Origin of the sequence: Vibrio harveyi (genome assembly GCF_030060435.1) — a bacterium.
GTDB lineage: Bacteria > Pseudomonadota > Gammaproteobacteria > Enterobacterales > Vibrionaceae > Vibrio > Vibrio harveyi.
The window spans coordinates 2,369,452-2,394,083 of record NZ_CP125875.1; the positions used below are offsets into that span (position 1 = coordinate 2,369,452).

Below are 24,632 nucleotides of genomic sequence, written 5' to 3' on the forward strand. Positions count from 1 at the left end.
ACATGGACTTAACCGTAGTCACTTCATGGGAATCTTGGAATCCGATATTCAGTCGCAGCTTCATCAGCTGAGTTGTCAACTTGACCAACTCAGGCTGACTCATCGTGATACTTCGCTCAAATTTCAACGTGAGCAGCAAGTTCTTAAGCGAGTTGTGGCATCATTGTCTTCTGCTTGTCAGGGTTCAAACTCTCAAGTATCCAACTACCTGCGCGAAATTCAGCAAGAGCTTGAACATCATAAAGATGTAAGTACGCTGATCCCTCGCTTAGCAGTGCTAGAAAGAATGCTCAAACAGCAATCTAAGACGATGGAAAAACAAAACGGTTATCTCGACGAACAAATCAAACACAGTGGTGAAACGCTTCAACGTATCACCGGCTTGCCTGCGCAGTTAAAACGTGAATTGCGTAACCTGATGAGCTTCTCGGAAGTCCATGCTGGTAAGAAAGTCGATCAAGCCACTAAGCTACTGAGCATCTACGAGCGCGCACTCAAGATAATCACCTCTAATTCACGCCTTAACCTAGGCGAGCTAGAACACGGTCCTGATAAGTCACAACTGGAATGCCTTGCAAGCGATCTACAACACACCATCACGGAACTCGATTTTGAAGGTGAGTCTGGCGATCAACTGTTGGATATTCGCGCTAAGTTACTTTTAGGTGTCAATGCTGAATCTCTGATTGAATTAACGCTACACACATTAAAACTGGTCGTGGAAGCGACCAAGTACGAGCGTAAATCATCAGAACAGTTCCTAGAACAGTTAAACACGTCACTGTCTAGCAATCTCAAAACCGTTCATCAGAATGTTGACCAGCACCAAACTTACTTTGAGCATCGTCAAGAGCTGAACGCTGAGATGACCACTTTGGTTGAACGCAGCCAAGAGTCTCTTGAGCAAGCTCAAGACTTAGACGAGTTAAAAGGCGAAGTTTCGCCACTGCTGGCAAAAATGGCATCACTGACTGAGCGCTTGAGAATGACAGAAGAGCGTGAGCAAGCACTTCAAGAACGCCTAAGCTACAGCAAAAATCAATTGGAAGCAGTGTTCGAAACGACACAAGATTACCGTCGCCGCTTGGAAGACCAAGCTCAGCGTATGCTGCTTGATCCTCTTACAAAGGTCTACAATCGCACGGCTTTTAACGATCGTTTAGAGCTCGAATATCGTCGTTGGATTCGCTCACAGCAAAACTTGCGCGTGGTGCTGTTTGACGTGGATAACTTTAAAGCGGTTAATGATAGCTACGGTTACACAGCTGGTGACAAGGCGCTAAAAATCATTGCCCGCACGATGAACAAGCGGATTGCAGATACGGAAACCGTAGCGCGTTTTGGTGGTGAAGAGTTCATCTTGCTGATCCCGGAACAATCAGAAGAATACACGCTTGAATTGATGAAAAACATTCAACGTGACATCAGCAAATTACCATTCAAGTTCCGTGAGCAAAACATCATGATCACCTTAACTGCGGTTTCTACATCATTTAAAGAAGCAGACAACCCAGAATACGTCCTCGACCGTCTTGGTAACATGCTAAAAGACGCCAAACAGCGTGGTAACAACCAAGTCAACTGGAACTAAAAAGCGTTCAAAAAACAATCAAACGAACACTTTTTACGTGCTGTTTTGTCATATTGCCTCAAATTTTCAACGAGTTATCACGTTTCTCCTCTTCCAGTCTGCTAAGCTGTTTAAACGCTATAAACAAAGTCTGCCAACCACTGAGTAGAACGACACGTATAAGCTAAGTAGGTGAGTTGGTTTCTTCCCTCAAAGAAAGCACTAGCAAGGAGGCCTTATGATTACCCATATAAGCCCCGCAGGTAGCATGGATTTGCTATCACAACTGGAAGTTGAACGTCTTAAGAAAACCGCATCAAGTGAGCTTTACCAGCTCTATCGCAATTGTACGCTCGCGGTCCTCAACTCTGGTAGCCATACCGACAACTCAAAAGAGCTGTTAGATAAATACCTATCGTTTGATGTGAACGTAGTTCGACGTGAACGCGGCATCAAGCTTGAGCTTGCCAACCCGCCAGAACATGCGTTCGTTGACGGAGAGATCATCAAGGGTATTCAAGAGCACTTATTCTCTGTTTTGCGTGACATCGTGTACGTAAACATGCATTTGGCGGACAACCAACGCCTTAACCTCACCAATGCCACGCACATCACCAACCTCGTATTTGGCATCTTGCGTAATGCTGGTACGTTGACGCCCGGCATTGAGCCGAACCTTGTGGTTTGTTGGGGTGGTCACTCAATCAACGCGACAGAGTACCAATACACTCGCGAAGTGGGTAACGAGTTGGGTCTACGTGAACTGAACATCTGTACGGGCTGTGGTCCTGGTGCGATGGAAGGTCCAATGAAAGGCGCAGCGATTGGTCACGCCAAACAGCGTTATACCGAGCAGCGTTACCTTGGCTTGACAGAGCCTTCAATCATTGCGGCTGAGCCACCAAACCCTATCGTGAACGAGTTGGTGATCATGCCAGACATCGAGAAACGTCTCGAAGCCTTTGTTCGCATGGCGCACGGCATCGTTATCTTCCCTGGTGGTCCGGGTACCGCCGAAGAGTTGCTGTACATCTTGGGTATCATGATGCACCCAGAAAATGCCGACCAACCAATGCCTATCGTACTTACAGGTCCGAAAGAGAGTGAAGCCTACTTCCGCTCAATCGATGCCTTCATTGCCGATACATTGGGCGAAGAAGGTCAGAAGCACTACCAAATCGTGATTGATGATCCGGCAGAAGTTGCCCGTATTATGAAGCGCTCAATGGACGAGGTTCGTCAGCATCGTAAAGAAAAAGGCGACGCGTACAGCTTTAACTGGTCGCTAAAAATTGAGCCAGAGTTCCAACTTCCGTTTGAACCAACTCATGATGCGATGGCAAGCCTAGATTTGCATTTGAACCAACAGCCTCAAGTTCTGGCTGCAAGCCTGCGCCAAGCCTTCTCAGGTATTGTTGCTGGTAACGTTAAAGCGGAAGGGATTCGAGAAATCGAACGCAAAGGTCCGTTTACCATCAATGGCGATCCAGTCTTGATGAAAAAACTCGACAAACTGTTGAAAGACTTCGTAGAGCAGCACCGCATGAAACTGCCGGGTGGCACTGCGTATGAACCATGCTACCGTATTGCCCATCGAGAAAATGGTGGTCGATAGATAACTCAGCTTTGGTTACACTAGGGGCATTCCGCCCCTTTTTTATTGCTAAGTCATTATGTCTATTCATCTTGTTATCATTGATGCCCTAAACCTGATCCGCCGTGTGCACTCAGCACAACCCGATCCAACTGACATAGCAAGAACCATCACAACGACAGGCAGAACGCTGACTCGCATCCTATCTGAGGCGCAACCTACGCACATCATCGCGGTATTCGATCACCACGAGCAAGACCGAGGTTGGCGCGCGGAAATCCTTCCAGACTACAAACAAAACCGCAAACCTATGCCAGAGCCCCTGATGCAAGGTTTAGACGCAATTCAACAAGCGTGGTGGGAGCAAGGCATCGACTCACTGCTATCTGAAGGTGATGAAGCGGATGACTTAGTTGCAACCCTCGCCACTAAAGTCGCAAGTCACGGAGAGAAAGTCACCATCGTCTCCACCGACAAAGGTTATTGCCAATTGTTGTCCCCAACTTTGCAAATCCGAGACTACTTCCAACATCGTTGGTTGGATGAGCCGTTTATCGAAAAAGAGTTTGGCGTGAAACCCACTCAGCTTGCCGACTACTGGGGTTTAACAGGGATTAGCTCAAGCCAAGTACCGGGTGTACCCGGTGTTGGTCCAAAAGCCGCTAAGGAAATTCTCACTCAGTTTGAGGACATTGAAGCGGCATACGCAAGTGAAGAGCTGGTACCGAAATATCGTAAGAAGCTGGATGAACACATTGAATCTGCACGTCTATGCAAACGAGTAGCAGCGTTGAAATGCGACATCGAGCTCGGCTTTAACCTGCAAGACATTCGCTTTACCGGACCAAATAAAGCCGAGTAAGTGCATCTCTTTTACGCTGCTAGTTTTGGGTTAGACAACACGTTTATAAAATCTGTTGTGTAACCCTTTACATTCACAGCAATGATATTTACCTCATCATTAACCTACAAGATACTGATTAGTTTATAAGCTAATTCACAGTCTTAGTGAGTAATTTCATTATTTTCAAATCTCCCAATAACGGAGAAAAATAATGAAAAACATCATCTTAGTATCTTTAGTCACGCTCCTATCCTTCCCTACTCTTGCTGAAACTTGCGGTCAACACCTTGATAAAGGTATGCCTTCAACCAACAGCGATCAGTTCCTCTGCCGAGATGGCTATGCGGTTGGGTACAACTACGACACCAAAAACGCAGACTGGGTTGCTTACCACATTACCGCTGAAAGCGTGAATATCACCAACAAACGCAGTAACTCCTTCAAAGAAGACACTGAAATGCCGGATTACGCGCGCTCTACCCTAGCGGACTACAAAGGCTCAGGTTACGACAGAGGACACCTTGCTCCGTCAGCGACAATGGACTTCACCCGAGAGTCAATGAAGCAAAGCTTTTTGATGAGCAACATGTCGCCTCAACTTCCGGGGTTTAACCGAGTTGGTTGGCGCGTTCTAGAAGAACATGTTCGTGATCTCGCCAATGAATACAACGAACTTTATGTGGTGACTGGACCGATTTACCAAGGCAACGAAGGAACAATCGGTAATGGTGTGGTGATCCCGAGCGCGTTTTACAAAGTCATTCTTGATCCAAGCTTTGATGAAGCCATTGCGTTCATTGTCCCGCATCGTGATGTTTCAAGCTCAGAGTTAGCCAACTTTATTACCACTATTGACGAAGTTGAACGTCAAACTGGATTAGACTTTTTTGCTCAAACGCCAGATAGCATCGAAGACAACATGGAATCAGTAAAATGGGAAGAGATGTGGCCTACCAGCAACTAAGTAATGGTCATGGTTCTTAAACCGCAATAAAAAAGCGCCTGCATTAGGCGCTTTTTTGAAAATGTTCAACCACATAGAAACGATAGCTTAGTGTGGTGAGATATTAGACAGACATTGAATGTGAATCGTGATCTCTTCGCGGTCATGGTATAGGTGCTTCGCTTGCAGCTTGAATTTCACCTTGTTCTCAATCAGGAACATTTTTAGGTTTTCAAGATCTTGCAGCACTTCATCGTAACGACCTTTCATTGGAAGCTTAAGGTTGAAAATCGCTTCTTTCGCCCAACCTTTTAGCAGCCATTGCCCCATAAGGTGCGCAACGCGTGCTGGCTTCTCAACCATGTCACATACAATCCAAGTAACGTTCTTACGGTCTGGTTCAAATTTAAAGCCATCTACCATGTGGTGTTTAATTTGACCCGTTTCCATTAGGCTATCCGCCATCATGCCGTTATCCACACAGTGAACAAACATCGAACGTTTCACCAATTGGTAAGTCCAACCGCCCGGACAAGCACCTAGGTCGACACCCCACATGCCTGGAGCCAAACGCTCATCCCATTCCTCACGCGGAATGAAGACGTGGAATGCTTCTTCTAATTTCAGCGTAGAGCGGCTTGGTGCATCTGAAGGGAACTTAAGGCGAGGAATACCCATGAAGAACTGCGAGTTGTTGCCTGGGTATGAGTAACCCACGTAACAATGACCCGGAGCCACAAAGCAAATATGCAGTACTGGCTTCTTCGCGTTGTCTTTGTTCCACATAAGACCTTTACCACGCATCGCCTGACGCATTGGTACCGTGAACTTGCGGCAAAACTTCAATAACTCTTTCGCTTCGTTAGTATCGGGAGTTTCAATACGCAGATCGCCACAACGTGGGAATGCTTCGATTTCAGACAATTCAGCAAGAATTGGGCTGATACGGTCATCGCTTGGTAGCGCTTCAAACTCGGCAGCCACAGCAAACATCTGACGTGCAAAAATCAGTGCGCTAAAGTCTAAGCCTTTTGCTAGCTTATCTGCGTCTCCATCTTGGTAACATTCGAAGACAACATAACCTGAGTTTTTCTTCACACGAGGGAAGCCATACACTTCCAATTGTGTTGCTTTGTCCTGAATTTCACCAGCACACTCTTTCTCAAAGCCAGAACGGCAATAGAGCATTAGTTGTTTCACTTGGAGACCTCTTTGATATTAAACGCAGCAAAAAAGAACAGACACCAACCGATCATGAACAAGAATCCTCCCATAGGAGTAATTGGTCCAAACCACTTAATGCCCGTCAGCGCCAGCGCGTAAAGACTGCCGCTAAAACAAAAGATGCCGATGATAAAGCAAATCGCCGCGATGAAAAAATACTTTTGTGCTTTTTGTCCCAAATTGAGCAACAGCAAAATCGCACAAAATGCGATAGCCAAAGTATGGATGAACTGATACAAAACGCCGGTTTCAAAGACGCCCAGTAAATAAGGCGATAACTTTGCTTTCAATCCATGTGCAGCAAATGCACCTAGCGCCACTGATGTTAAGCCAGAAAGACCAGTAAATGAGAGTAACCACTTACTTTTCACAGGACACCTCTTTAATAAATGTCGCTAACTGCTCCACTGTTGAAGCAATGTTACCTGCCTCTGTATAGCCAGAGCTCTTGCGTGGCTTAAAGCTGTGGTCACCGTCTGGCAGAAAGCTCACTGTGACCTGATCTGATAATGCAAAGCCTTCGAACTCTTCACGCTTGCCGAATGTATCGCGCTCACCTTGCAGGATTAAAGTTGGCTTTTCGATACTCGCTAAATGCTCGCCTTTGTATTTCTCTGGTTTACCGGGAGGATGAAAAGGGAAACCTAAACAGGCAACACCCGCCACCAGCGCATTATCGGCGAGTAAGCTCGACATACGCCCACCCATCGACTTACCGCCAATCACGATAGGTTGAGAAGTAAAGTGAGCGATCACTTCTTCATAAGCTTCAAGAAGTTTTGGGGCACGATCTGGCGGACGCTTCTTGCCATCTTCCGCTCGCTTAACCATATAGGGGAAGTTAAAACGCACCACGCGTATACCCTGCTCAACTAATCCTTTGGCGACGGCAGTCATGAAATCGTGTTCCATGCCTGCCCCTGCGCCGTGAGCAAAAATAAACAGCGGTCCGTTTTCAGGTCCCTCAGCTATCCAATGGCTCATCCAATACTTCCTCTTGTTCTTTTCTTGCGGTTGCCAGCATCCAGTCCCTAAACGTCGCGATACGTCCCATATCCGCTTGCTGTTCGTGACACACCACATAGAAGGCATTCTTCGACACCAATACCTCATCAAATGGCGCGATTAAGCGTCCCGCTTCCATTTCAGGTTTGGCTAGCACGTTGTTACCTAGAGCGACACCTTGCCCGTGCGCAGCAGCTTGAAGCACCATGGTCGAGTGGCTGAAAATAGGACCATGGTTCACATTGATGCCTTCGATATTCTGCTGGCGAGCGAACTGCTTCCAATCTTTACGAGAGGTATCATGTAACAAGGTGTGTAATTTAAGGTCACTTAGAGATTCTAATGGTTTGTTACCTAAAAGTAACGAAGGTGAACAAAGTGGGATCAAAAACTCTTGGTAGAGTTTATCGGCACGCAAACCAGGCCAGTTACCACGACCATAATAGATAGCCACATCAACATCATCAGTCAGTGAACCTTCGTCCATATCAACCGCTTTAATACGCACATCGATGTCCGGTTCTTGGGCATTAAAATCCGCCAAGCGAGGTACCAGCCATTGGATTGCAAAACTTGGTGGCAAACTGATGGTCAACGCACCTTTTTCACTACGTTCCAATACCTTATCGGTCGCTTCTGCAATCGAAGTGAAAATATCTTTGATGTCTAGAAAGTAACTTTGCCCCTCTTCCGTTAGCAACAAAGAGCGGTTGCGACGACGGAAAAGTTTCAAAGATAAGAACTCTTCTAACGCTTTAATTTGGTGACTCACTGCTGCTTGAGTAACAAACAACTCTTCAGCAGCACGGGTAAAACTGAGATGGCGAGCAGCCGCTTCAAAAACGCGAAGTGAATTCAACGGAGGCAATCTGCGAGACATTATGGGACCTCAAGTAGGATTAGTTTTTTTTATCTGAAACATTATAAAATGTCCGTTGCCGAACAGCCAGATAAATTCTATATTTCATCCCGCAACACGAGCCTGAACGGCTTGATTCCTTTTGTGAATCAATTGGCTTCGTTGTTGCGATGTTGTGTTTGCAAACTCGTATTTCGAGTTAGGTAGATTTCTACCATATGTTTTGTCCACACTCCCTGTGACAAAACAGATACTTCCTGTATTTATTTTGACCTGTCTGTCAAATTTCTTGCACCGCCTTATTAGGCGGTGTTTTTTTATCTAAAAAATCCCACTGTCCCTCTTCTTCAGAAATTGGTATCAACATCACCTTTTCATCCTGATTTCGGATTAATTATCGTTATATCAATACAAATCCCGAAGCGTGCGATTGAGCTCAATCTTATCACTTCATTAGGGAAAATTTTGCGCGTGCTAAAACGAAAAAAGCGCAAACTGATTTCTCAATTTGCGCTTTTGTGATTGTCAGCATTACAACGCGATTATGGGCGGTAAACCTTCACGTTGTTGAAACCTTGCTCTTGCAAGTAAAGTGCTTGCAGACGGCTCATCACACCACGGTCACAGTACAGTAGGTATGTCTTAGCTTGGTCTAGATCACCAAACTGAGTACCCAGTTTGTAGAATGGAATATGTTTAACATCAACACCATCGATTTCTAGTGGGTTATCGTCTTCCTCTTCAGGGCTACGGATATCCAATACGATTGCGTTTTCTTCTACTGCTTGTACTTGCTCAACTTCTGGTGCTGCTTCCTGTGACTCTTTTGCGATATCACGGATGTCCATCATACGAGCTTCTTGAACCACTTGCTCAAGGATGCTGAAGTCGAATTTCTCTTCTTCTGCTTCTAGCTTGCCTTTCACCGCTTTAACAGTTGGCTTCTTAGAGATAACACCACAGTATTCTGGCATCGTCTTCGCAAAGTCTTCTGTGCCGATTTCACGCGCTAGGTTGATGATGTCTTCTTTATCCCAGTTGATCAGCGGACGCAGAATCAGAGTATCTGTTACGTTATCGATATGGCGTAGGTTAGTCAGCGTCTGGCTCGATACCTGACCCAGCGCTTCACCTGTTACCAATGCTTCGATCTTCATCTTCTGAGCGATCATACCTGCTGCACGCATGAACATACGCTTCAGGATCACGCCCATTTGGCCGTCATCAACTTTCTCTAGGATTTCTGCAACTACAGGCTCGAAATCAACTGAGATGAAACGTACTTTTGCTGAAGAACCGTATTTGTTCCATAGGTAGTGAGAAACCTGCTTAACGCCGATTTCATGTGCTGGACCACCTAGGTTAAAGAAACAGTAATGTACTTTTGAGCCACGTTTGATATGTAGGTAGCTAGAAACACCAGAGTCGAAACCACCCGAGATCAGGCTTAGTACGTCTTCTTGTGTACCTAGAGGGAAACCACCTAGACCTTTGTGACGTGCCAACACTTGGTTTAGCTTGTCGTTAGTCACTTCAACGTTGATCGTTACGTCTGGCTTACTTAGCTTAACTCGAGCGCTTTCTACCGCTTGGTTAAGACCGCCACCTACGTAACGCTCTAACTCAATAGAAGTAAATTCGTGTTTACCACGACGCTTAGCACGCACTACGAAAGTCTTGCCTTCGATCAGTGAACCGCTTAGCTCCAACACTTGCTCGTAGATATCGTGCAAGTCTTTGAATTCAGTTTGTTTTACTTCAAGAATATGGTGAATACCTGGCGTGTGTGTCAGGATTTCTAAAACTTCAGCGTGGAACTCGTCACTCTCAGAGGTCACTTCAATGTGATCACGACGGTTGAATACCGCGACAGACTCCGTACGGCTCTTAACGATGTTACGAATGTTGCACTCTAAAATCTTTGTGAAGCGCTTACGCACAGATTCACTTTTTACAAAAATTTCTGGATGGGGCTTTACAATAAATTTCATAGTCTAGTTCGCAGGTTAGTTTCGCAATCAACAATGAGTGATACTCCACCTCGATGCTTCATACGCAGCAAAAGTGCGTTTTGGTCATAAAAGGTAGCCTGAGCTCACTTCAAAGGCGCAAGATTATACACCTAAGCGAAATGGAATGACAAAAAAAGCGAGCTAACGCTCGCTTTTAGTAATAAGAACAAATATCCGCTTATTGAATTACGGGCACTTCTTCACTGTAAAGTGGTTCACCTTGCATGATGCTGATTTCAACACGGCGGTTAAGTGCGCGGTTTGCATCAGAATCGTTTGGCGCTAATGGCTCAGTATCAGCCATGCCTCGCACTCGTAAGCGTTGGTGCGAGAAGCCTCTTACTTTCTCCATCTCTTGGGCAACCGATACAGCTCGTTGCGAAGACAAGTCCCAGTTAGAACGATACAGCTCAGAATCCAGCGGTTGGTTGTCCGTATGTCCAGACACTCGAACAATACCCGGTACGTCTTTCACCAGTTCGGCAATCTGGCGTACTAATGGTCTGAATTTCGGCTGTAAGAACGCCGATCCCTCAGGGAACGCGCCTTTCTCTCGCATTCGAATCACAATTTGCTGACCGAGGTTTTCTACTTCAATCGCGCCTTGCTCAATCTCTCGCTCCAACGCTTTCTTGATGCTTTCCATCAAGGTTTCCATCTCTTGCGACGTTTGTTCAGACTGCTGTTGTTGCATATCTGCTTCTGCCGATTGATTGTTTTGCGTTGAAGTTTCTGGTGATTGCCCCCCCGTCAGCTTACCTTGGTCACGTTTAGTACCACCTGCTCGGTCAGATTCCCCTTCATGGAATTCCAACGTCTGCTGAGTGATGTCCATGGTTTGCTGCATGATGACATCAATTGGCGTCGGCTCAGGGCGACCCGGTCGAAATTCCTGAGCGATGATGCTGGTACCTTTTGGGATGTCCTTCACTTCAAGTTGGTTTTGTACACCAAAAGCGAACTTCATCGAGCCCGCAATTTGTTTGAACTTCAATACGTCCATTTCCGAAAACGAAAGCAGCAGTACGAAGAAACACATCAGCAGTGACATCAAGTCAGCGAATGTCCCCATCCACAGCGGGAGACCGGGTGGCGGACAATCACATTTGTTATCTTCATCCATCAGATGACCTCCGGATTACTCGTCTATCTCGAGAGCGCGTTTACCCTCGTTGAGGTAGTTCTTCAAGTAACTATCGATAACACGAGGGTTTTGACCATCTTGGATCGCCAAAACACCATCCATAATCAAACGACGGTTTAACGTTTCTTGATCGCGACGTAATGAAAGCTTGTCTGCAATTGGGAAAAACACCATGTTAGAAAGCACCGCACCGTATAGTGTGGTCAAAAGCGCTACCGCCATCGCAGGACCGATCGCTTTTGGGTCATCCATGTTTGAAAGCATGGCCACCAGACCAACCAGTGTACCGATCATCCCCATCGCAGGGGCTACGTCACCAAATGCACGAAACACGCCTGTACCTTGCGTATGGCGCTCATCGGTAAGTGCAATGTCTTTCTGTAGTGCCGCACGTACAACGTCGGCATCATGTCCATCAACCAGTAAATCGATGCCTTTCTGCATAAAGCTGTTGTTGATTTCCATCTCTTCAAGAGCGAGGAAACCACCTTTACGTGCCGCGTCTGCCATTTCAACAATCTTAGCGATCAGATCTTCTGGCTCATCGGCTTTAAACATGAACGCTTTACCTGCGATCTTTGTCGCACCGAAGAACTGCCCCATGGTGAACTTCATCAACACAACAAATGCAGAGCCACCAACTACGATTAGGATTGAGGTAACGTCTACGAACATACCGATGCTGCCGCCTAGCACCATCGCCATGATGACGAATGCAAAACCACCGATCAAACCTATTAGGGTTGCTAAATCCACAAAGCACTCCTCTCGCTATACTTAAATATTGCCTAGTCAGGCGAATTATTACTTGTATCGACAACTAGAACAGTTTTTTTAGAAAAATCTTGGTCAATACGTCACAAAAAGATCGTTTAGCTCCGAAGTCTATGATCAATATCGTCTTATCAGACCTGTCTAACGCTAATTTTGTGACAATTATATAAGGTTAAATTTGACCAACTTAGTAGGCTAAGGTAACTTGCGTGCATTCTATTAGAGGCTCTATTAAGGCAGATAAAAGATGGCGGTCAAGAAACCAGAAAATATGACCTTCGAAGCAACAATTGAAGAGCTAGATAGCTTAGTTGATCAATTAGAGAATGGCGATCTTGCCCTTGATGATGCCCTACGTAAATTTGAACGTGGCATTGCACTGGCTCGTGCTGGTCAAACAAAACTGAGCGACGCCGAACAGCGCGTAAGCATTCTTCTTAGCGAAGATGATGAAGCACCACTGAGTGACTTCAACCCTGAGTCAGAATAATAATCAGTAGTGAGCAATGTGATGCAAGAGACATTGACGTCTTATCAACAACGAAACAACCAACAACTCAATCTGTGGCTTGAGCAATTGCCTCACCAAGAACAGCCGCTGATTCAAGCGATGAAATATGGTCTGCTGCTAGGCGGCAAACGTGTTCGTCCTTTCCTTGTTTACATTACTGGTCAAATGCTGGGTTGTAAGCCAGAAGATCTCGACACGCCAGCGTCTGCTATTGAGTGTATTCACGCCTACTCTCTGATTCACGATGATCTACCTGCAATGGACGACGATGCGCTGCGTCGCGGTCAACCGACTTGCCACATTAAGTTTGATGAAGCCACAGCAATCTTGACTGGTGATGCTCTACAAACATTGGCATTCACGATTCTTGCTGAAGGTAAACTGAATCCGAACGCGGAAAGCCAGCGTATAAAGATGGTACAAGCACTAGCGCAAGCTTCTGGTGCAAGTGGCATGTGCCTTGGTCAAGCGTTAGATTTAGGTGCAGAGAATCGTCGAGTTTCTCTCGCAGATTTAGAAGAAATTCATCGCAATAAAACTGGTGCACTGATTAACTGTGCAGTCAAACTTGGTGCGTTAGCCGCAGGCGAAAAAGGTCTGGAAGTATTGCCACACCTAGAACGCTACTCAAAAGCGATCGGTCTGGCGTTTCAGGTTCAAGACGATATTCTTGATATCATTAGTGACACAGAAACACTGGGTAAGCCTCAAGGCTCAGACCAAGAGCTGAACAAGAGCACTTATCCATCTCTACTGGGTTTGGAGGGAGCAATGGAGAAAGCTCACACTCTGTTACAGGAAGCACTTCAAGCATTGGAAGCAATCCCATACAATACTCAGTTACTCGAAGAGTTCGCCCGATATGTCATCGAGCGCAAGAACTAAACTATAAGCGCGCATTTATATGACTCTTGATATTTCAAAATACCCGACACTGGCGTTAGCAAATACACCGGAGGAGTTGCGTCTTCTTCCGAAAGAAACATTGCCGACATTGTGCGATGAACTACGCACGTATCTGCTAAATTCAGTGAGTCAGTCTAGCGGACATTTAGCGTCTGGCTTAGGCACAGTAGAGCTAACGGTCGCTCTGCACTATGTATATAACACACCTGTTGACCAGTTAATCTGGGATGTGGGTCATCAGGCTTACCCACATAAGATTCTGACAGGTCGTCGTGACCAAATGCCGACTATCCGTCAAAAAGGCGGGCTTCACCCATTCCCTTGGCGCGAAGAGAGCGAGTACGACACTTTATCTGTTGGCCACTCATCGACTTCTATCAGTGCTGGTCTCGGAATGGCTATTAGCGCAGAAAAAGAAGGTCAAGGTCGTAAAGTGGTCAGCGTAATCGGTGATGGTGCCATTACGGCTGGTATGGCTTTTGAAGCAATGAACCACGCTGGTGACGTTCACCCTGACATGCTAGTGATTCTAAACGACAACGAAATGTCGATTTCAGAGAACGTAGGCGCGCTGAACAATCACCTTGCGAAAGTCCTTTCTGGCAGCTTGTACACTTCTATCCGTGAAGGCGGCAAGAAAGTGCTGTCCGGCGTCCCACCGATCAAAGAGTTGGTGCGTCGTACAGAAGAGCACCTAAAAGGCATGGTCGTTCCTGGCACGTTATTCGAAGAGCTTGGCTTCAACTACATCGGTCCTATCGATGGTCACGATGTCAACGAGCTCGTCAAGACATTGAAAAACATGCGTGAGTTGAAAGGTCCACAATTCCTGCACATCATGACCAAGAAAGGTAAAGGTTATGAGCCAGCAGAAAAAGATCCTATCGGCTACCACGGTGTACCAAAGTTCGACCCATCACATAACAGTTTGCCGAAGAGCAGTGGCGGCAAGCCAACCTTCTCTAAGATCTTTGGTGATTTCCTATGTGACATGGCAGCGCAAGATCCTAAGCTGATGGCGATTACACCAGCAATGCGTGAAGGCTCTGGTATGGTTCGCTTCTCAAAAGAGTACCCTGAGCAGTACTTTGACGTAGCGATCGCAGAGCAGCATGCCGTGACACTTGCAACAGGTATGGCAATTGCGGGCGATCACCCGATCGTAGCAATCTACTCTACCTTCCTACAGCGTGGTTATGATCAACTGATCCACGACGTTGCGATCATGGATTTGCCAGTGATGTTCGCTATCGACCGTGCAGGTCTGGTTGGCGCAGATGGTCAAACTCACCAAGGTGCGTTCGATCTCAGCTTTATGCGTTGTATCCCGAACATGGTAATCATGGCACCAAGTGACGAAAACGAATGTCGTCAGATGCTGTACACAGGCCACAAACACACGGGTCCAAGCGCGGTTCGTTACCCACGCGGTAGCGGTATGGGCACTGAAATCGAAAAAGACTTCACTGCACTTGAAATCGGTAAAGGTCGTATCGTGCGTAAAGGCGAGAAAGTGGCAATTCTTAGCTTCGGTACCTTCTTAGGTAACGCACTGGAGGCGGCTGAAAACCTCAACGCAACAGTTGCTGATATGCGCTTTGTTAAGCCTCTTGATGAAGCCTTGATCCGTCAGCTCGCCGCTGAGCATGATGTTCTGGTCACACTAGAAGAGAATGCGATTGCAGGTGGCGCTGGTGCTGGTGTAATTGAGTTTATGATGCAAGATAAGATCATCAAGCCAGTACTAAATCTTGGCTTGCCAGATCGCTTCATACCTCAAGGTACGCAAGACGAGCTGCACGAAGAACTTGGTTTAGACGCAAAAGGCATCGAGAAATCAATCAACGATTACCTAGCCAAGTAAATAGACGTAAAGCAATAAAATCGCGTAAACACAAAAAAGGGATGCTCTGGCATCCCTTTTGTTTATTTGTCGATGGTCAGTGGTAGGTACTACATCCAACCTGCGTATTTCGCCACAAAAAACAGTGCGATACCCGCCATAATGCCCGCCACGATATCATCAATCATGATACCTAAGCCGCCATGAACACGTTTATCTAACCAACCGATAGGCCACGGTTTTACCATGTCAAAGAAGCGGAACAAGATAAAACCAGTAAGTAACCATTTCCATTCTGTTAAAGGAATATTCAGTGCAGGCACTAAGCTCATGGTGATCCAAAAGCCCGCAAATTCATCCCACACGATTGAGCCATGGTCATGAACGCCCATGTCGTCTGATGTCACTTGGCAGATCTTAATGCCAATCACACAAGAGATAAGTACGGCGACCACGTATAGTGGAAAAGGCAATTGGGCTAACAATAGAAATAATGGTACAGATGCCAGTGTGCCCATAGTGCCTGGCACTACAGGTGATAAACCGCTACCAAAACCTGTCGCTAATAAATGCCACGGGTTCTTTAATGAAATCAGAGAGAGAGGGTTGGTCATTTCCTTAAACCTATACTGCAAGTTTGGTTTCAATCTTAGGCTAGAGCCTAGCTCATATCATTTAAAGTGGTCAAAGCCACTCAGATCCCAATCAAGCGGTTGATTGTTATCATGCAGCTCGAAGGTACCTTTTGGTCGAATCTGACCAATACACGTGACTTTACATCCGATATGAGACAAAGCGCTTTGTAATGAGCCACGGTTTTGCTCTGGCACAGTAAAGCACAGTTCGTATTCTTCGCCACTTGATAGAGCATACTGCTGTGCGATGACCTTATCATCTAAAAACTGAACCAGTTCTGAAGAAATTGGCAATTGGGAAACATCTAAGCTCACACCAACATCAGAACGTTTGAGGATGTGTTTGATATCAGAGATTAAACCATCAGAGATATCAATCGCAGCCGAAGCCAACCCAACAAGCGCTTGACCAGCCAAAACACGAGGTGAGCTAAGATAATGCGCTGTCTCAAGTTCCTGCGCAGCAATACGTGAGCGCAGTGAATCATCCAGAATCACATCCAGACCGGCTTTGGCATCTCCAAGGTTGCCCGTGACATAAACCCAGTCCCCGACTTTCGCCCCAGAGCGAGTCAATGCTTTCCCTTCTGGTACAAACCCTTGCACGGTGAGCGTCAGGCTCAGTGGACCTTTTGTGGTATCACCACCAATAAGTTGAATACCAAAATAATCCGCCAGCTCAAAAAATGCATCACAAAAAGGAGCGAGCCAAGCTTCATCAGGCTTAGGCATCGTCAATGCAAAGCTCACCCACGCCGGCGTTGCACCCATTGCCGCGAGATCACTAATATTTGATGCCAACGCCTTATGTGCGACCCAAGCAGGGTTTGCATCCGCAAGAAAATGGGTTCCAGCCACTAACGTATCAGTACTAATGGCAATTTGTACGTTATCTGGCGCTTTCACTAACGCACAGTCGTCCCCCGCCGCTAGGTGTACGTCTTTGCGTTGGCTTTGACGTCCAACAAAGTACTTATCGATCAGATTGAATTCACCAGACATTATTCACTTACTTTTTGATGGAAAAGCTTTTGATACAAAAAAGGTCAGCATCTGCTGACCTTTTTAATGAAGAAATCGTTATTTCTTACGTACGTGTGGCGCCGCTTTATCTAGCACACCATTCACAAATTTGTGGCTGTCTTCTGCCGCGAATACTTTTGCAAGTTCAATCGCTTCGTTGATTACCACTTTGTAAGGAACATCTTCGCGACGAGTCATCTCGTACATAGCAAGACGAAGAAGAGCAAGTTCCATCATGTCTAGGTCCTGCATTGGACGAGACACGTATGGACGGATTTTGCTATCTAGCTCAGAGTGGCTAAGTACAACACCGCTTAGTAGTTCACGGAAGTAAGCTACGTCTGTTTCTGGAGCAGCAAGTGCAGGCTCAGATGCGTGAAGTTCTTCTTCATCGTATTTGTCGCCAGACAAAAACTGTTCTTCGATCGTGGCAACATTATCTTTAGTAATTTGCCATGAATAGATCGCTTGTAGAGCGAATTGACGTGCGTTACGACGTGCGGCTGGTTTCACACTGGCCCCCATTAGGAATCAATTTCAGATAGTACATTAATCATTTCAAGTGCGCTTAGTGCAGCCTCTGCACCTTTATTACCAGCCTTGGTTCCTGCGCGTTCAATCGCTTGATCGATAGTATCAACAGTCAATACACCAAATGCTACTGGAAGACTGTACTCCAGAGAAACTTGTGCAAGACCCTTGTTACACTCACTACAAACATAGTCAAAGTGCGGTGTACCGCCACGAATTACTGTACCTAGAGATACGATTGCATCGTACTTACCAGTTTTAGCAACACGTTGAGCTACTAGAGGTAGTTCTACGGCACCTGGGCAACGAACAACAGTGATGTTGTCTTCGCTTACTTGTCCGTGACGCTTTAGTGTATCGATCGCACCAGATAGTAGGCTTTCGTTAATAAAACTGTTGAAACGAGAAATAACGATAGCAATTTTTGCATTTGGCGCTGGGAAGCCACCCTCGATCACTTTCATAAGCTTTCCTTTAACTCTATTTATAAGTGAAAATTGTTCATCAAGTGAGAATCGCCGGATTCTATCACAATTTTGTGAGCAATATCTAATGGAAATTGGGGACGAATCACGAGTTCTTCGCCTTAGCGACGATAAGTGCGTGTAAGACTAGGAACTCGCTGGTCAGTTATTATTCGCAGACGTACTCAACCACATTCAGACCAAAACCGCCGAGTGCGTGGTACTTCTTGTTGGTTGAAGAAAGCAGGCGCATATCGTGAATACCCAGATCAGCAAGGATTTGAGAGCCGACACCCACTCGGCGTGACGTACCTTGCTTCTTAGCAAGCGTTGGTGCTTCGCCTTTGTCTTGTGCTTCAAACATTTTCACTCGGTGAATAAGCAGATCGGTTGACTCTTCGTTGCCAAGTACAACCAGAACACCACCTTCTTCGCCAATGCGCTTCATTGCTTTCTCAAGTGTCCAGCTACGCTCTGCGTTGCGGTCACTTCGAAGGACATCGGTAAATACATCTTGTAAATGAACGCGGACCAATGGCGCTTCAGAAGCAAGGTCGCCCTTACACATTGCGTAGTGCACTTGGTTATCAATCGTGTCTTTGTAAGTCACAAGCGTGAACTCACCAAACTCTGTTGGCAATGCACACTCAGCAACACGTTCAATCGTTGTTTCGGTGTTATTGCGGTATTCAATCAAGTCCGCAATAGTACCTAGCTTTAAGCCGTGCTTTTCAGCAAATACTTCAAGATCAGGACGACGTGCCATCGTGCCGTCGTCGTTTAGGATCTCAACGATAACCGATGCTGGCTCTAGACCTGCAAGGCGAGCCAAATCGCAGCCAGCTTCTGTATGACCAGCGCGAGTTAGAACGCCACCATCTTGTGCTGCTAGAGGGAAGATATGACCAGGTTGAACTAAATCAGCTGCTTTCGCATTTGGCGCAACGGCTGCTTGTACAGTGCGAGCACGGTCTGCGGCAGAGATACCTGTCGTAACACCTTCAGCCGCTTCAATAGAAACGGTAAAGTTCGTGGTGTATTGCGCATTGTTGTCTTGCACCATTGGCGGTAAACCAAGGCTTTCACAACGTGCTTTTGTCATGGTTAGACAGATCAAGCCACGACCATGCGTAGCCATAAAGTTGATTGCTTCCGGCGTAATGTGCTCGGCAGCCATGATCAAATCACCTTCATTCTCGCGGTCTTCATCATCCATCAGGATGACCATTTTGCCCGCGCGAATGTCATCAATAATTTCTTGAGGCGTGCTGATAGGCATATTCTGTTTCCCGTTATTCATAAATTTATTATTGCAGCAGCAATACGTTTAACGTTTCGGTTAGCCATGTCTACTGGCTTTAGCGCAGTTTGCAGCCAACCCTTATTAAGTCAATTAACCTGATAACGTTCTGTGATTATTGTCGGTTTCGCCTACGCAAAACCATTTTGCTGCAAGAAGTCCATGGTAATACGTGACTCTTGCGATTCTTCTTTTTGACCTTGTAGCAAGCGTTCCATGTAGCGAGCCAGTACATCCACTTCTAGGTTCACTTTGTGACCCACCTGGAACTGATCAATCGTGGTCTCTTCACTGGTGTGAGGAACAATCGTCAATTTAAAACCATTTTTACGTAGGTCATTGACGGTCAGACTAATGCCATCCACTGTGATCGAGCCTTTTTCTGCGACGTACTTACTGATTTCAGTAGGCATTTCTACCCAGAATTCAATCGCTCGACCAACTTGGTTGCGCTCAACAATCACGCCCACGCCATCGACGTGACCAGACACAATGTGCCCACCAAAACGTGTCGTTGGTAACATGGCCTTTTCAAGGTTCACTTTATCGCCAACTTGGTAAGCGGCAAAACCTGTTTTATTCAGCGTTTCCAGTGATAAGTCAGCACTGTAATAGTTGCTACCGAAGTCGACGACCGTCAAGCACACACCATTCGTTGCGATACTGTCCCCCAACTTAACGTCAGACATATCCAACTTGCCAACTTCGACCTTAACGGTGATGTCTTCGCCTTTTGGCGTGATTGCAGTTAGTTTGCCAACTGCTTCTACAATTCCTGTAAACATAATGCTTCTTTCTAGCTTTGGTTGCGTTTGACGGTTGCGGTAATGCGAATATCCACCCCTACCATTCGAACGTCGGTAATAGTTAAATCGATAACTTGTGCCATATCGGTTAGCCCAAGAGCACCAATCAAACCTCGCCCATCGCTGCCCATTAATTTAGGAGCAAGATAAACAATCAGTTCATCTACAAGGTTAGCTTTGATTAATGAACTCGCGAGTGTAGCACCAGCTTCAACCCACAAGTGATTAATATGATATTCGCTCGCTACAGCTTTTAATGTCGCCGTTAAGTCAATTTGACCATTTTCCGTCAGCTCAGGCGCAATATCGCCGTCGTGATTAACAATAATACGCTCACCGTCAGTATTGAATAGTTTTAGATCATCGCTAAGTTGAGACTGGCGATCGAAAATCACACGAGGAGGCTGACGAACTTCATCTTGAGGATATTGAGCTTGCACACTGCATGGCAGGTCATCCCAACGCACATTCAGCGATGCATTGTCATCAATGACTGTCTTACTGGTAGAGAGAATAGCGCCACTCAACGCTCGATAACGCTGTACATCTTGGCGAGCCTTTGGGGAGGTGATCCATTGACTCTGACCATTATTGAGTGCACTTTGCCCATCGAGGCTGGCTGCCATTTTCAACTGAACATAAGGCATGCCAGTTTGCATGAACTTGATAAACCCTTTGTTCAGCTCGATCGCATCGCTTTCTAATAAGCCAACTTGAACGTCTACCCCCGCATCGCGCAGCATTTGAAAACCGCGTCCTGCAACTTTCGGGTTTGGATCTTCCATTGCACAAACAACACGTGCGACTTTGGCTTTGATTAGCCCCTCTGCACAAGGTGGTGTACGACCATAATGAGAGCAAGGTTCCAGTGTCACATATGCCGTTGCGCCTTCAGCTTTATTGCCAGCCATACGCATCGCGTGAACTTCAGCATGAGGTTCCCCCGCACGATGGTGATGACCTTCGCCAACAATCTCACCGTCACGGACAATAACGCAGCCTACATTCGGGTTAGGTGCCGTTGTATAAATGCCGCGCTTCGCTAACTTGAGCGCACGCGACATCATTTCGAAATCTTGAGAGGTAAATTCTGAAGAGAGAGATTGTTGAGCCATGATTCAATCAGTCTTCTAGGCGAGCAATTTCTTCACCGAATTCACGGATGTCTTCAAAGCTACGATAAACCGATGCAAAGCGGATATAAGCGACTTTATCCAGCTCTTTCAATTGATCCATAACCAAATTACCAATCATTTCACTTGGAACTTCACGTTCACCAGTTGCACGTAGTTGGGACTTAATCATGCTGATGGCTAGCTCAATAGAGTCAGCACTGACTGGACGTTTTTCTAAGGCACGTTGAATACCACCAACCATTTTATCTTCATCAAATGGTTCACGGTTACCATTAGATTTAATCACTTTCGGCATCACCAACTCTGCGGTCTCAAAAGTTGTAAAACGTTCACTGCACGCAAGGCATTGACGACGACGACGCACTTGATGCCCATCAGCAACCAAGCGTGAATCAATTACTTTTGTATCGTTCTCAGAACAAAAAGGACAATGCATATCACCTCCAAATAGCTTGCAATTGGGTTCGTCCCAAAAGCAAGACTAGTGTAGCGGAATTGCTATGTTAGAGAAAACAAAAAGGGGCATCGCTGCCCCTTTTTCAATCAATATCAAACGGTTTCTGTTAACTGCGTGCTAAGTAGTTCGCTTTACCAACCCATTTGTAGCTGGTCAGTTCTTCCAAACCCATAGGACCACGAGCATGCAGCTTCTGAGTTGATACCGCAACTTCGGCACCTAAACCAAACTGAGCACCGTCAGTAAAACGTGTTGCGGCATTTACGTAAACCGCCGCAGAACCGACAGAGTTAATGAACAATTCTGAGTTTTGTAGGCTGTTTGTCATGATCGCATCTGAGTGGCTCGCGTTGTGAACGCGCATGTGATCAATCGCTTCTTTCACATCAGCAACCACTTTTACACCTAGCGTATAACTTAGCCATTCCGTATCAAAATCACCTTCACCCGCATCGCGAATTTGTTTCGCTTGTGCCATCAGTGCTTTTGCTTTTGGCTCTGCGACAAAAGTTACGTTTTCGCTCATGCGCTCTACGATCATTGGCAGGAACTGCGCAGCGATATTCTCGTGAACCAGCAAAGTATCTAGCGAGTTACATGCGGACGGACGTTGAACTTTTGAGTTTTCAACAACATTGAGTGATTTATCTAGCTCTGCTGATTCATCAACAAAAATGTGGCTAATACCAAAACCACCAATGATCACTGGAATGGTGCTGTTCTCTTTACACATTTTGTGTAGACCAGCGCCACCACGTGGAATGATCATATCGACGTAGTCGTCTAGCTTAAGTAATTGAGAAACCAACTCACGGTCTGGTTTTTCAATGTACTGAACAGAAGCCGCTGGCAAGTTTGCTTTCGCAAGTGCCGATTGGATAACCTTCACCAGCTCCATATTAGAGAAAAATGTCTCTTTACCACCACGTAGGATGCTTGCATTACCTGTTTTTAGACACAAAGCAGCAATATCGATGGTTACATTCGGACGCGCTTCGTAAATCACACCAACTACACCAAGTGGCACGCGACGACGAGACAGAGACATGCCGTTTTCTAGCACTTTGCTGTCAATTTCACTGCCCACAGGATCGTTAAGGCTGATCACATTACGAACATCGTTAGCAATACCCGTTAAGCGCTCTTCATTCAGTAAAAGGCGGTCAAGTAATGCATCCGTTAGACCCGCTTCGCGACCTAACTCAATATCTTTTGCGTTTGCAGCCAAAATAGTTGCTGCATTTGCTTCTAGCTCATCGGCGATAATGGCTAGTGCTTGGTTCTTTTGTGCGGTTGACGCTGTCGCCAATTCGAAAGCTGCATCTTTGGCAGCTTTACCCATATTCGTTAAATCCACTTTGCTTCCCTCAATTTCTATTCTTGAATGACGACAAGATCATCGCGATGAATCACTTCTGAGCCGTAGTCATGACCCAAAATAGAGATGATATCTTTACTGTGCTTACCTGCAATTTTCGCTAGGTCTTCACTTGAGTAGGCACTGATACCACGAGCAACCAGTTTACCGTGGGAGTTTGTCACGCGGGCGACTTCGCCACGAGCAAAATCACCACTTACTTTAATAACGCCTTTCGCAAGCAGACTACTGCCCTTACCTACAACCGCGTTAACGGCACCGTCATCAATAATGATGTCACCAGACGCCGCAGGACCGGCTAAGATCCAACGCTTACGGTTTTCTAGTGCTTCAGAACACGGTAGGAAACGTGTGCCTTGTGGCTCTGAACTCAATGAGTCAAAGATAACATTTGGTGCGCTACCAGCGGCGATAATAACTTCAATACCTGCACGGCGAGCTATGTCTGCCGCTTGAAGTTTGGTTGCCATGCCGCCCGTACCTAGCGTTGTGCCACTACCACCTGCAATTTTACGCAAAGTATCATCGATAGTTTTCACTTCTTTGATCAGCTCAGCATTCGGATCTTTACGTGGGTCTGCGGTAAACAAACCTTTTTGATCAGTCAGGAGCAGCAATTTGTCTGCACCACACAAAATCCCCACCAAAGCAGACAAGTTATCGTTATCACCTACTTTGATTTCATTTGTAGCGACAGCATCGTTTTCATTAACGATAGGGATAATGTCATTCGCAACCAACGCATTAATGGTGTCACGTGCGTTAAGGAAACGTTCACGATCGTCCAAATCAGCGCGAGTCAGTAGCATCTGACCAATTTTGATACCGTAAATACCAAACAAAGACTCCCATGTTTGAATCAGACGGCTCTGACCCACGGCTGCAAGCAACTGTTTGCTCGCCATCGCGTTGGGCAGTGCGGGGTATCCAAGATGCTCACGGCCTGCTGCAATCGCACCAGACGAAACCATTACTACTGAATGGCCTTGTTTTTTAAGCTCAGCACATTGACGAGCCAGCTCTACCATATGAGCACGGTCTAACGCCAAAGTGCCGCCTGTCAGCACACTTGTACCCAGTTTCACAACGACGGTCTGTGGTTGTGAAACAACTGCATTCTGTTGATTCGTTGTCATGATGTCTTCTGAAATGAAAAACAAATAAAGAGTGGATGTTTTAGCAATCAAATGGGGATTTAACAAGCAGAAAAGGTGCGAAAACGCACCTTTTTGTCTTATCAGGGAAGAAAACAGCCAAATTAGGCGAAATCAAACGATTCGGTGTGATATTCCACTTCCAGTTTGAAATGCTCAGCCACTGTATCAATAAGCTTTTGATGGAAGGTACTTTGTGTCAAGTACACTTCCTCTACTACCTTATTTGGTAATGGTTCTGAGGTCCATTCCCCTTCTTTGTTGTATTTACCAATATGGTATTTTGCCGTAAAGCCACCTTCGATGGACTCCAAGTCCATCCACCAGCCCCAAAATTCACGTTTCTCAGGTGACTTTTTGTCGTCTACACAGACAGATAGACAGTCAAAATAGTAGTGCCCTTCTTGTGATTGTGGTTCGCGCAGGTACGGACCTATCGCCTTCAACTTTGACATCAAGCGAAAGTGAGTCGGCCCTTGTGTCGTCTCTGACATAAGAATCTCCGTTTCCATAGTAAGG

The 24,632-nt window shown here is 46.1% G+C and carries 25 protein-coding genes; 7 read left to right on the forward strand and 18 right to left on the reverse strand.

Going from position 1 to position 24,632, the window contains the following annotated elements:
* The first annotated feature begins 25 nt into the window (after positions 1-25).
* The 4 genes from QMY49_RS11320 to QMY49_RS11335 all read left to right on the forward strand — a co-directional run bounded on the left by QMY49_RS11320 (position 26) and on the right by QMY49_RS11335 (position 4,972).
* Positions 26-1,591, forward strand: coding sequence for a GGDEF domain-containing protein (locus QMY49_RS11320; protein WP_005447568.1), 1,566 nt, complete (start codon positions 26-28; stop codon positions 1,589-1,591).
* 217 nt (positions 1,592-1,808) lie between these two features.
* A complete protein-coding gene (gene ppnN, locus QMY49_RS11325; protein ID WP_005447570.1) occupies positions 1,809-3,185 on the forward strand; it encodes a nucleotide 5'-monophosphate nucleosidase PpnN in 1,377 nt (458 codons plus the stop codon).
* 58 nt (positions 3,186-3,243) lie between these two features.
* Complete coding sequence (xni, locus tag QMY49_RS11330) at positions 3,244-4,026, forward strand: flap endonuclease Xni (protein WP_005447572.1); 783 nt, start codon at positions 3,244-3,246, stop codon at positions 4,024-4,026.
* A 193-nt stretch (positions 4,027-4,219) separates the two neighbouring features.
* The gene (locus QMY49_RS11335; RefSeq protein WP_009697728.1) at positions 4,220-4,972 is read left to right on the forward strand and encodes a DNA/RNA non-specific endonuclease; all 753 of its coding nucleotides are present in this window, start codon (positions 4,220-4,222) and stop codon (positions 4,970-4,972) included.
* Positions 4,973-5,059: 87 nt separating this feature from the next.
* Here QMY49_RS11335 and rlmM read toward each other — a convergent pair whose 3' ends face one another.
* The 7 genes from rlmM to pomA form a co-directional block, all read right to left on the reverse strand.
* Positions 5,060-6,151: a 23S rRNA (cytidine(2498)-2'-O)-methyltransferase RlmM gene (gene rlmM / locus QMY49_RS11340; RefSeq protein ID WP_005447575.1), complete on the reverse strand. Its 1,092-nt coding sequence runs from the start codon at positions 6,149-6,151 to the stop codon at positions 5,060-5,062.
* Positions 6,148-6,546, reverse strand: a complete 399-nt coding sequence (locus QMY49_RS11345; RefSeq protein ID WP_005447577.1) for a DUF423 domain-containing protein — start codon at positions 6,544-6,546, stop codon at positions 6,148-6,150. Before QMY49_RS11345 ends, rlmM begins: the two co-directional genes overlap by 4 nt.
* Positions 6,536-7,159 (reverse strand): alpha/beta family hydrolase, encoded by a 624-nt coding sequence (locus QMY49_RS11350; protein ID WP_188015368.1) that lies wholly within the window; start codon positions 7,157-7,159, stop codon positions 6,536-6,538. The genes QMY49_RS11345 and QMY49_RS11350 overlap by 11 nt, the downstream gene beginning before the upstream one ends.
* Positions 7,140-8,060 (reverse strand): transcriptional regulator GcvA, encoded by a 921-nt coding sequence (locus QMY49_RS11355; protein ID WP_005447583.1) that lies wholly within the window; start codon positions 8,058-8,060, stop codon positions 7,140-7,142. The genes QMY49_RS11350 and QMY49_RS11355 overlap by 20 nt, the downstream gene beginning before the upstream one ends.
* Before the next feature lie 521 nt (positions 8,061-8,581).
* Complete coding sequence (gene thiI / locus QMY49_RS11360) at positions 8,582-10,030, reverse strand: tRNA uracil 4-sulfurtransferase ThiI (protein ID WP_005447587.1); 1,449 nt, start codon at positions 10,028-10,030, stop codon at positions 8,582-8,584.
* A gap of 199 nt (positions 10,031-10,229) precedes the next feature.
* Positions 10,230-11,174 (reverse strand): flagellar motor protein MotB, encoded by a 945-nt coding sequence (locus QMY49_RS11365; protein ID WP_005447588.1) that lies wholly within the window; start codon positions 11,172-11,174, stop codon positions 10,230-10,232.
* A 15-nt stretch (positions 11,175-11,189) separates the two neighbouring features.
* Positions 11,190-11,951 carry a flagellar motor protein PomA gene (gene pomA / locus QMY49_RS11370; RefSeq protein ID WP_005427558.1) on the reverse strand — a complete coding sequence of 254 codons (762 nt, stop codon included), beginning with the start codon at positions 11,949-11,951 and terminating at the stop codon, positions 11,190-11,192.
* 265 nt (positions 11,952-12,216) lie between these two features.
* Between pomA and xseB the strand changes: the two genes are divergently transcribed.
* The 3 genes from xseB to dxs are packed head-to-tail and all read left to right on the forward strand — an operon-like array spanning position 12,217 to position 15,250.
* Positions 12,217-12,459 carry an exodeoxyribonuclease VII small subunit gene (gene xseB, locus QMY49_RS11375; protein ID WP_005427560.1) on the forward strand — a complete coding sequence of 81 codons (243 nt, stop codon included), beginning with the start codon at positions 12,217-12,219 and terminating at the stop codon, positions 12,457-12,459.
* 21 nt (positions 12,460-12,480) lie between these two features.
* On the forward strand, positions 12,481-13,365 hold the full coding sequence (gene ispA / locus QMY49_RS11380; protein ID WP_005447589.1) for a (2E,6E)-farnesyl diphosphate synthase: 885 nt from the start codon (positions 12,481-12,483) through the stop codon (positions 13,363-13,365).
* Positions 13,366-13,384: 19 nt separating this feature from the next.
* Complete coding sequence (gene dxs / locus QMY49_RS11385) at positions 13,385-15,250, forward strand: 1-deoxy-D-xylulose-5-phosphate synthase (RefSeq protein ID WP_005447590.1); 1,866 nt, start codon at positions 13,385-13,387, stop codon at positions 15,248-15,250.
* Between the two features lie 89 nt (positions 15,251-15,339).
* Here dxs and pgpA read toward each other — a convergent pair whose 3' ends face one another.
* From pgpA to crl, 11 genes are all read right to left on the reverse strand, one after another.
* Positions 15,340-15,843 (reverse strand): phosphatidylglycerophosphatase A, encoded by a 504-nt coding sequence (gene pgpA, locus QMY49_RS11390; RefSeq protein ID WP_009697721.1) that lies wholly within the window; start codon positions 15,841-15,843, stop codon positions 15,340-15,342.
* A gap of 57 nt (positions 15,844-15,900) precedes the next feature.
* The gene (gene thiL, locus QMY49_RS11395) at positions 15,901-16,866 is read right to left on the reverse strand and encodes a thiamine-phosphate kinase (RefSeq protein WP_005447592.1); all 966 of its coding nucleotides are present in this window, start codon (positions 16,864-16,866) and stop codon (positions 15,901-15,903) included.
* 78 nt (positions 16,867-16,944) lie between these two features.
* The gene (nusB, locus tag QMY49_RS11400; RefSeq protein ID WP_005440182.1) at positions 16,945-17,412 is read right to left on the reverse strand and encodes a transcription antitermination factor NusB; all 468 of its coding nucleotides are present in this window, start codon (positions 17,410-17,412) and stop codon (positions 16,945-16,947) included.
* Complete coding sequence (ribH, locus tag QMY49_RS11405; protein ID WP_005440184.1) at positions 17,412-17,882, reverse strand: 6,7-dimethyl-8-ribityllumazine synthase; 471 nt, start codon at positions 17,880-17,882, stop codon at positions 17,412-17,414. Before ribH ends, nusB begins: the two co-directional genes overlap by 1 nt.
* Positions 17,883-18,051: 169 nt before the next feature.
* A complete protein-coding gene (gene ribBA / locus QMY49_RS11410) occupies positions 18,052-19,161 on the reverse strand; it encodes a bifunctional 3,4-dihydroxy-2-butanone-4-phosphate synthase/GTP cyclohydrolase II (RefSeq protein ID WP_005447594.1) in 1,110 nt (369 codons plus the stop codon).
* A gap of 152 nt (positions 19,162-19,313) precedes the next feature.
* Complete coding sequence (locus QMY49_RS11415) at positions 19,314-19,967, reverse strand: riboflavin synthase (protein ID WP_283311559.1); 654 nt, start codon at positions 19,965-19,967, stop codon at positions 19,314-19,316.
* A gap of 11 nt (positions 19,968-19,978) precedes the next feature.
* Positions 19,979-21,103, reverse strand: a complete 1,125-nt coding sequence (gene ribD / locus QMY49_RS11420; RefSeq protein ID WP_283311560.1) for a bifunctional diaminohydroxyphosphoribosylaminopyrimidine deaminase/5-amino-6-(5-phosphoribosylamino)uracil reductase RibD — start codon at positions 21,101-21,103, stop codon at positions 19,979-19,981.
* 7 nt (positions 21,104-21,110) lie between these two features.
* Positions 21,111-21,560 carry a transcriptional regulator NrdR gene (gene nrdR, locus QMY49_RS11425; RefSeq protein ID WP_005424846.1) on the reverse strand — a complete coding sequence of 150 codons (450 nt, stop codon included), beginning with the start codon at positions 21,558-21,560 and terminating at the stop codon, positions 21,111-21,113.
* 127 nt (positions 21,561-21,687) lie between these two features.
* Positions 21,688-22,938 (reverse strand): glutamate-5-semialdehyde dehydrogenase, encoded by a 1,251-nt coding sequence (locus QMY49_RS11430; protein WP_026000141.1) that lies wholly within the window; start codon positions 22,936-22,938, stop codon positions 21,688-21,690.
* 17 nt (positions 22,939-22,955) lie between these two features.
* Positions 22,956-24,095 carry a glutamate 5-kinase gene (gene proB / locus QMY49_RS11435; RefSeq protein WP_005447599.1) on the reverse strand — a complete coding sequence of 380 codons (1,140 nt, stop codon included), beginning with the start codon at positions 24,093-24,095 and terminating at the stop codon, positions 22,956-22,958.
* Positions 24,096-24,217: 122 nt separating this feature from the next.
* Positions 24,218-24,607 (reverse strand): sigma factor-binding protein Crl, encoded by a 390-nt coding sequence (crl, locus tag QMY49_RS11440; RefSeq protein ID WP_005447601.1) that lies wholly within the window; start codon positions 24,605-24,607, stop codon positions 24,218-24,220.
* Between the last annotated feature and the right edge of the window lie 25 nt (positions 24,608-24,632).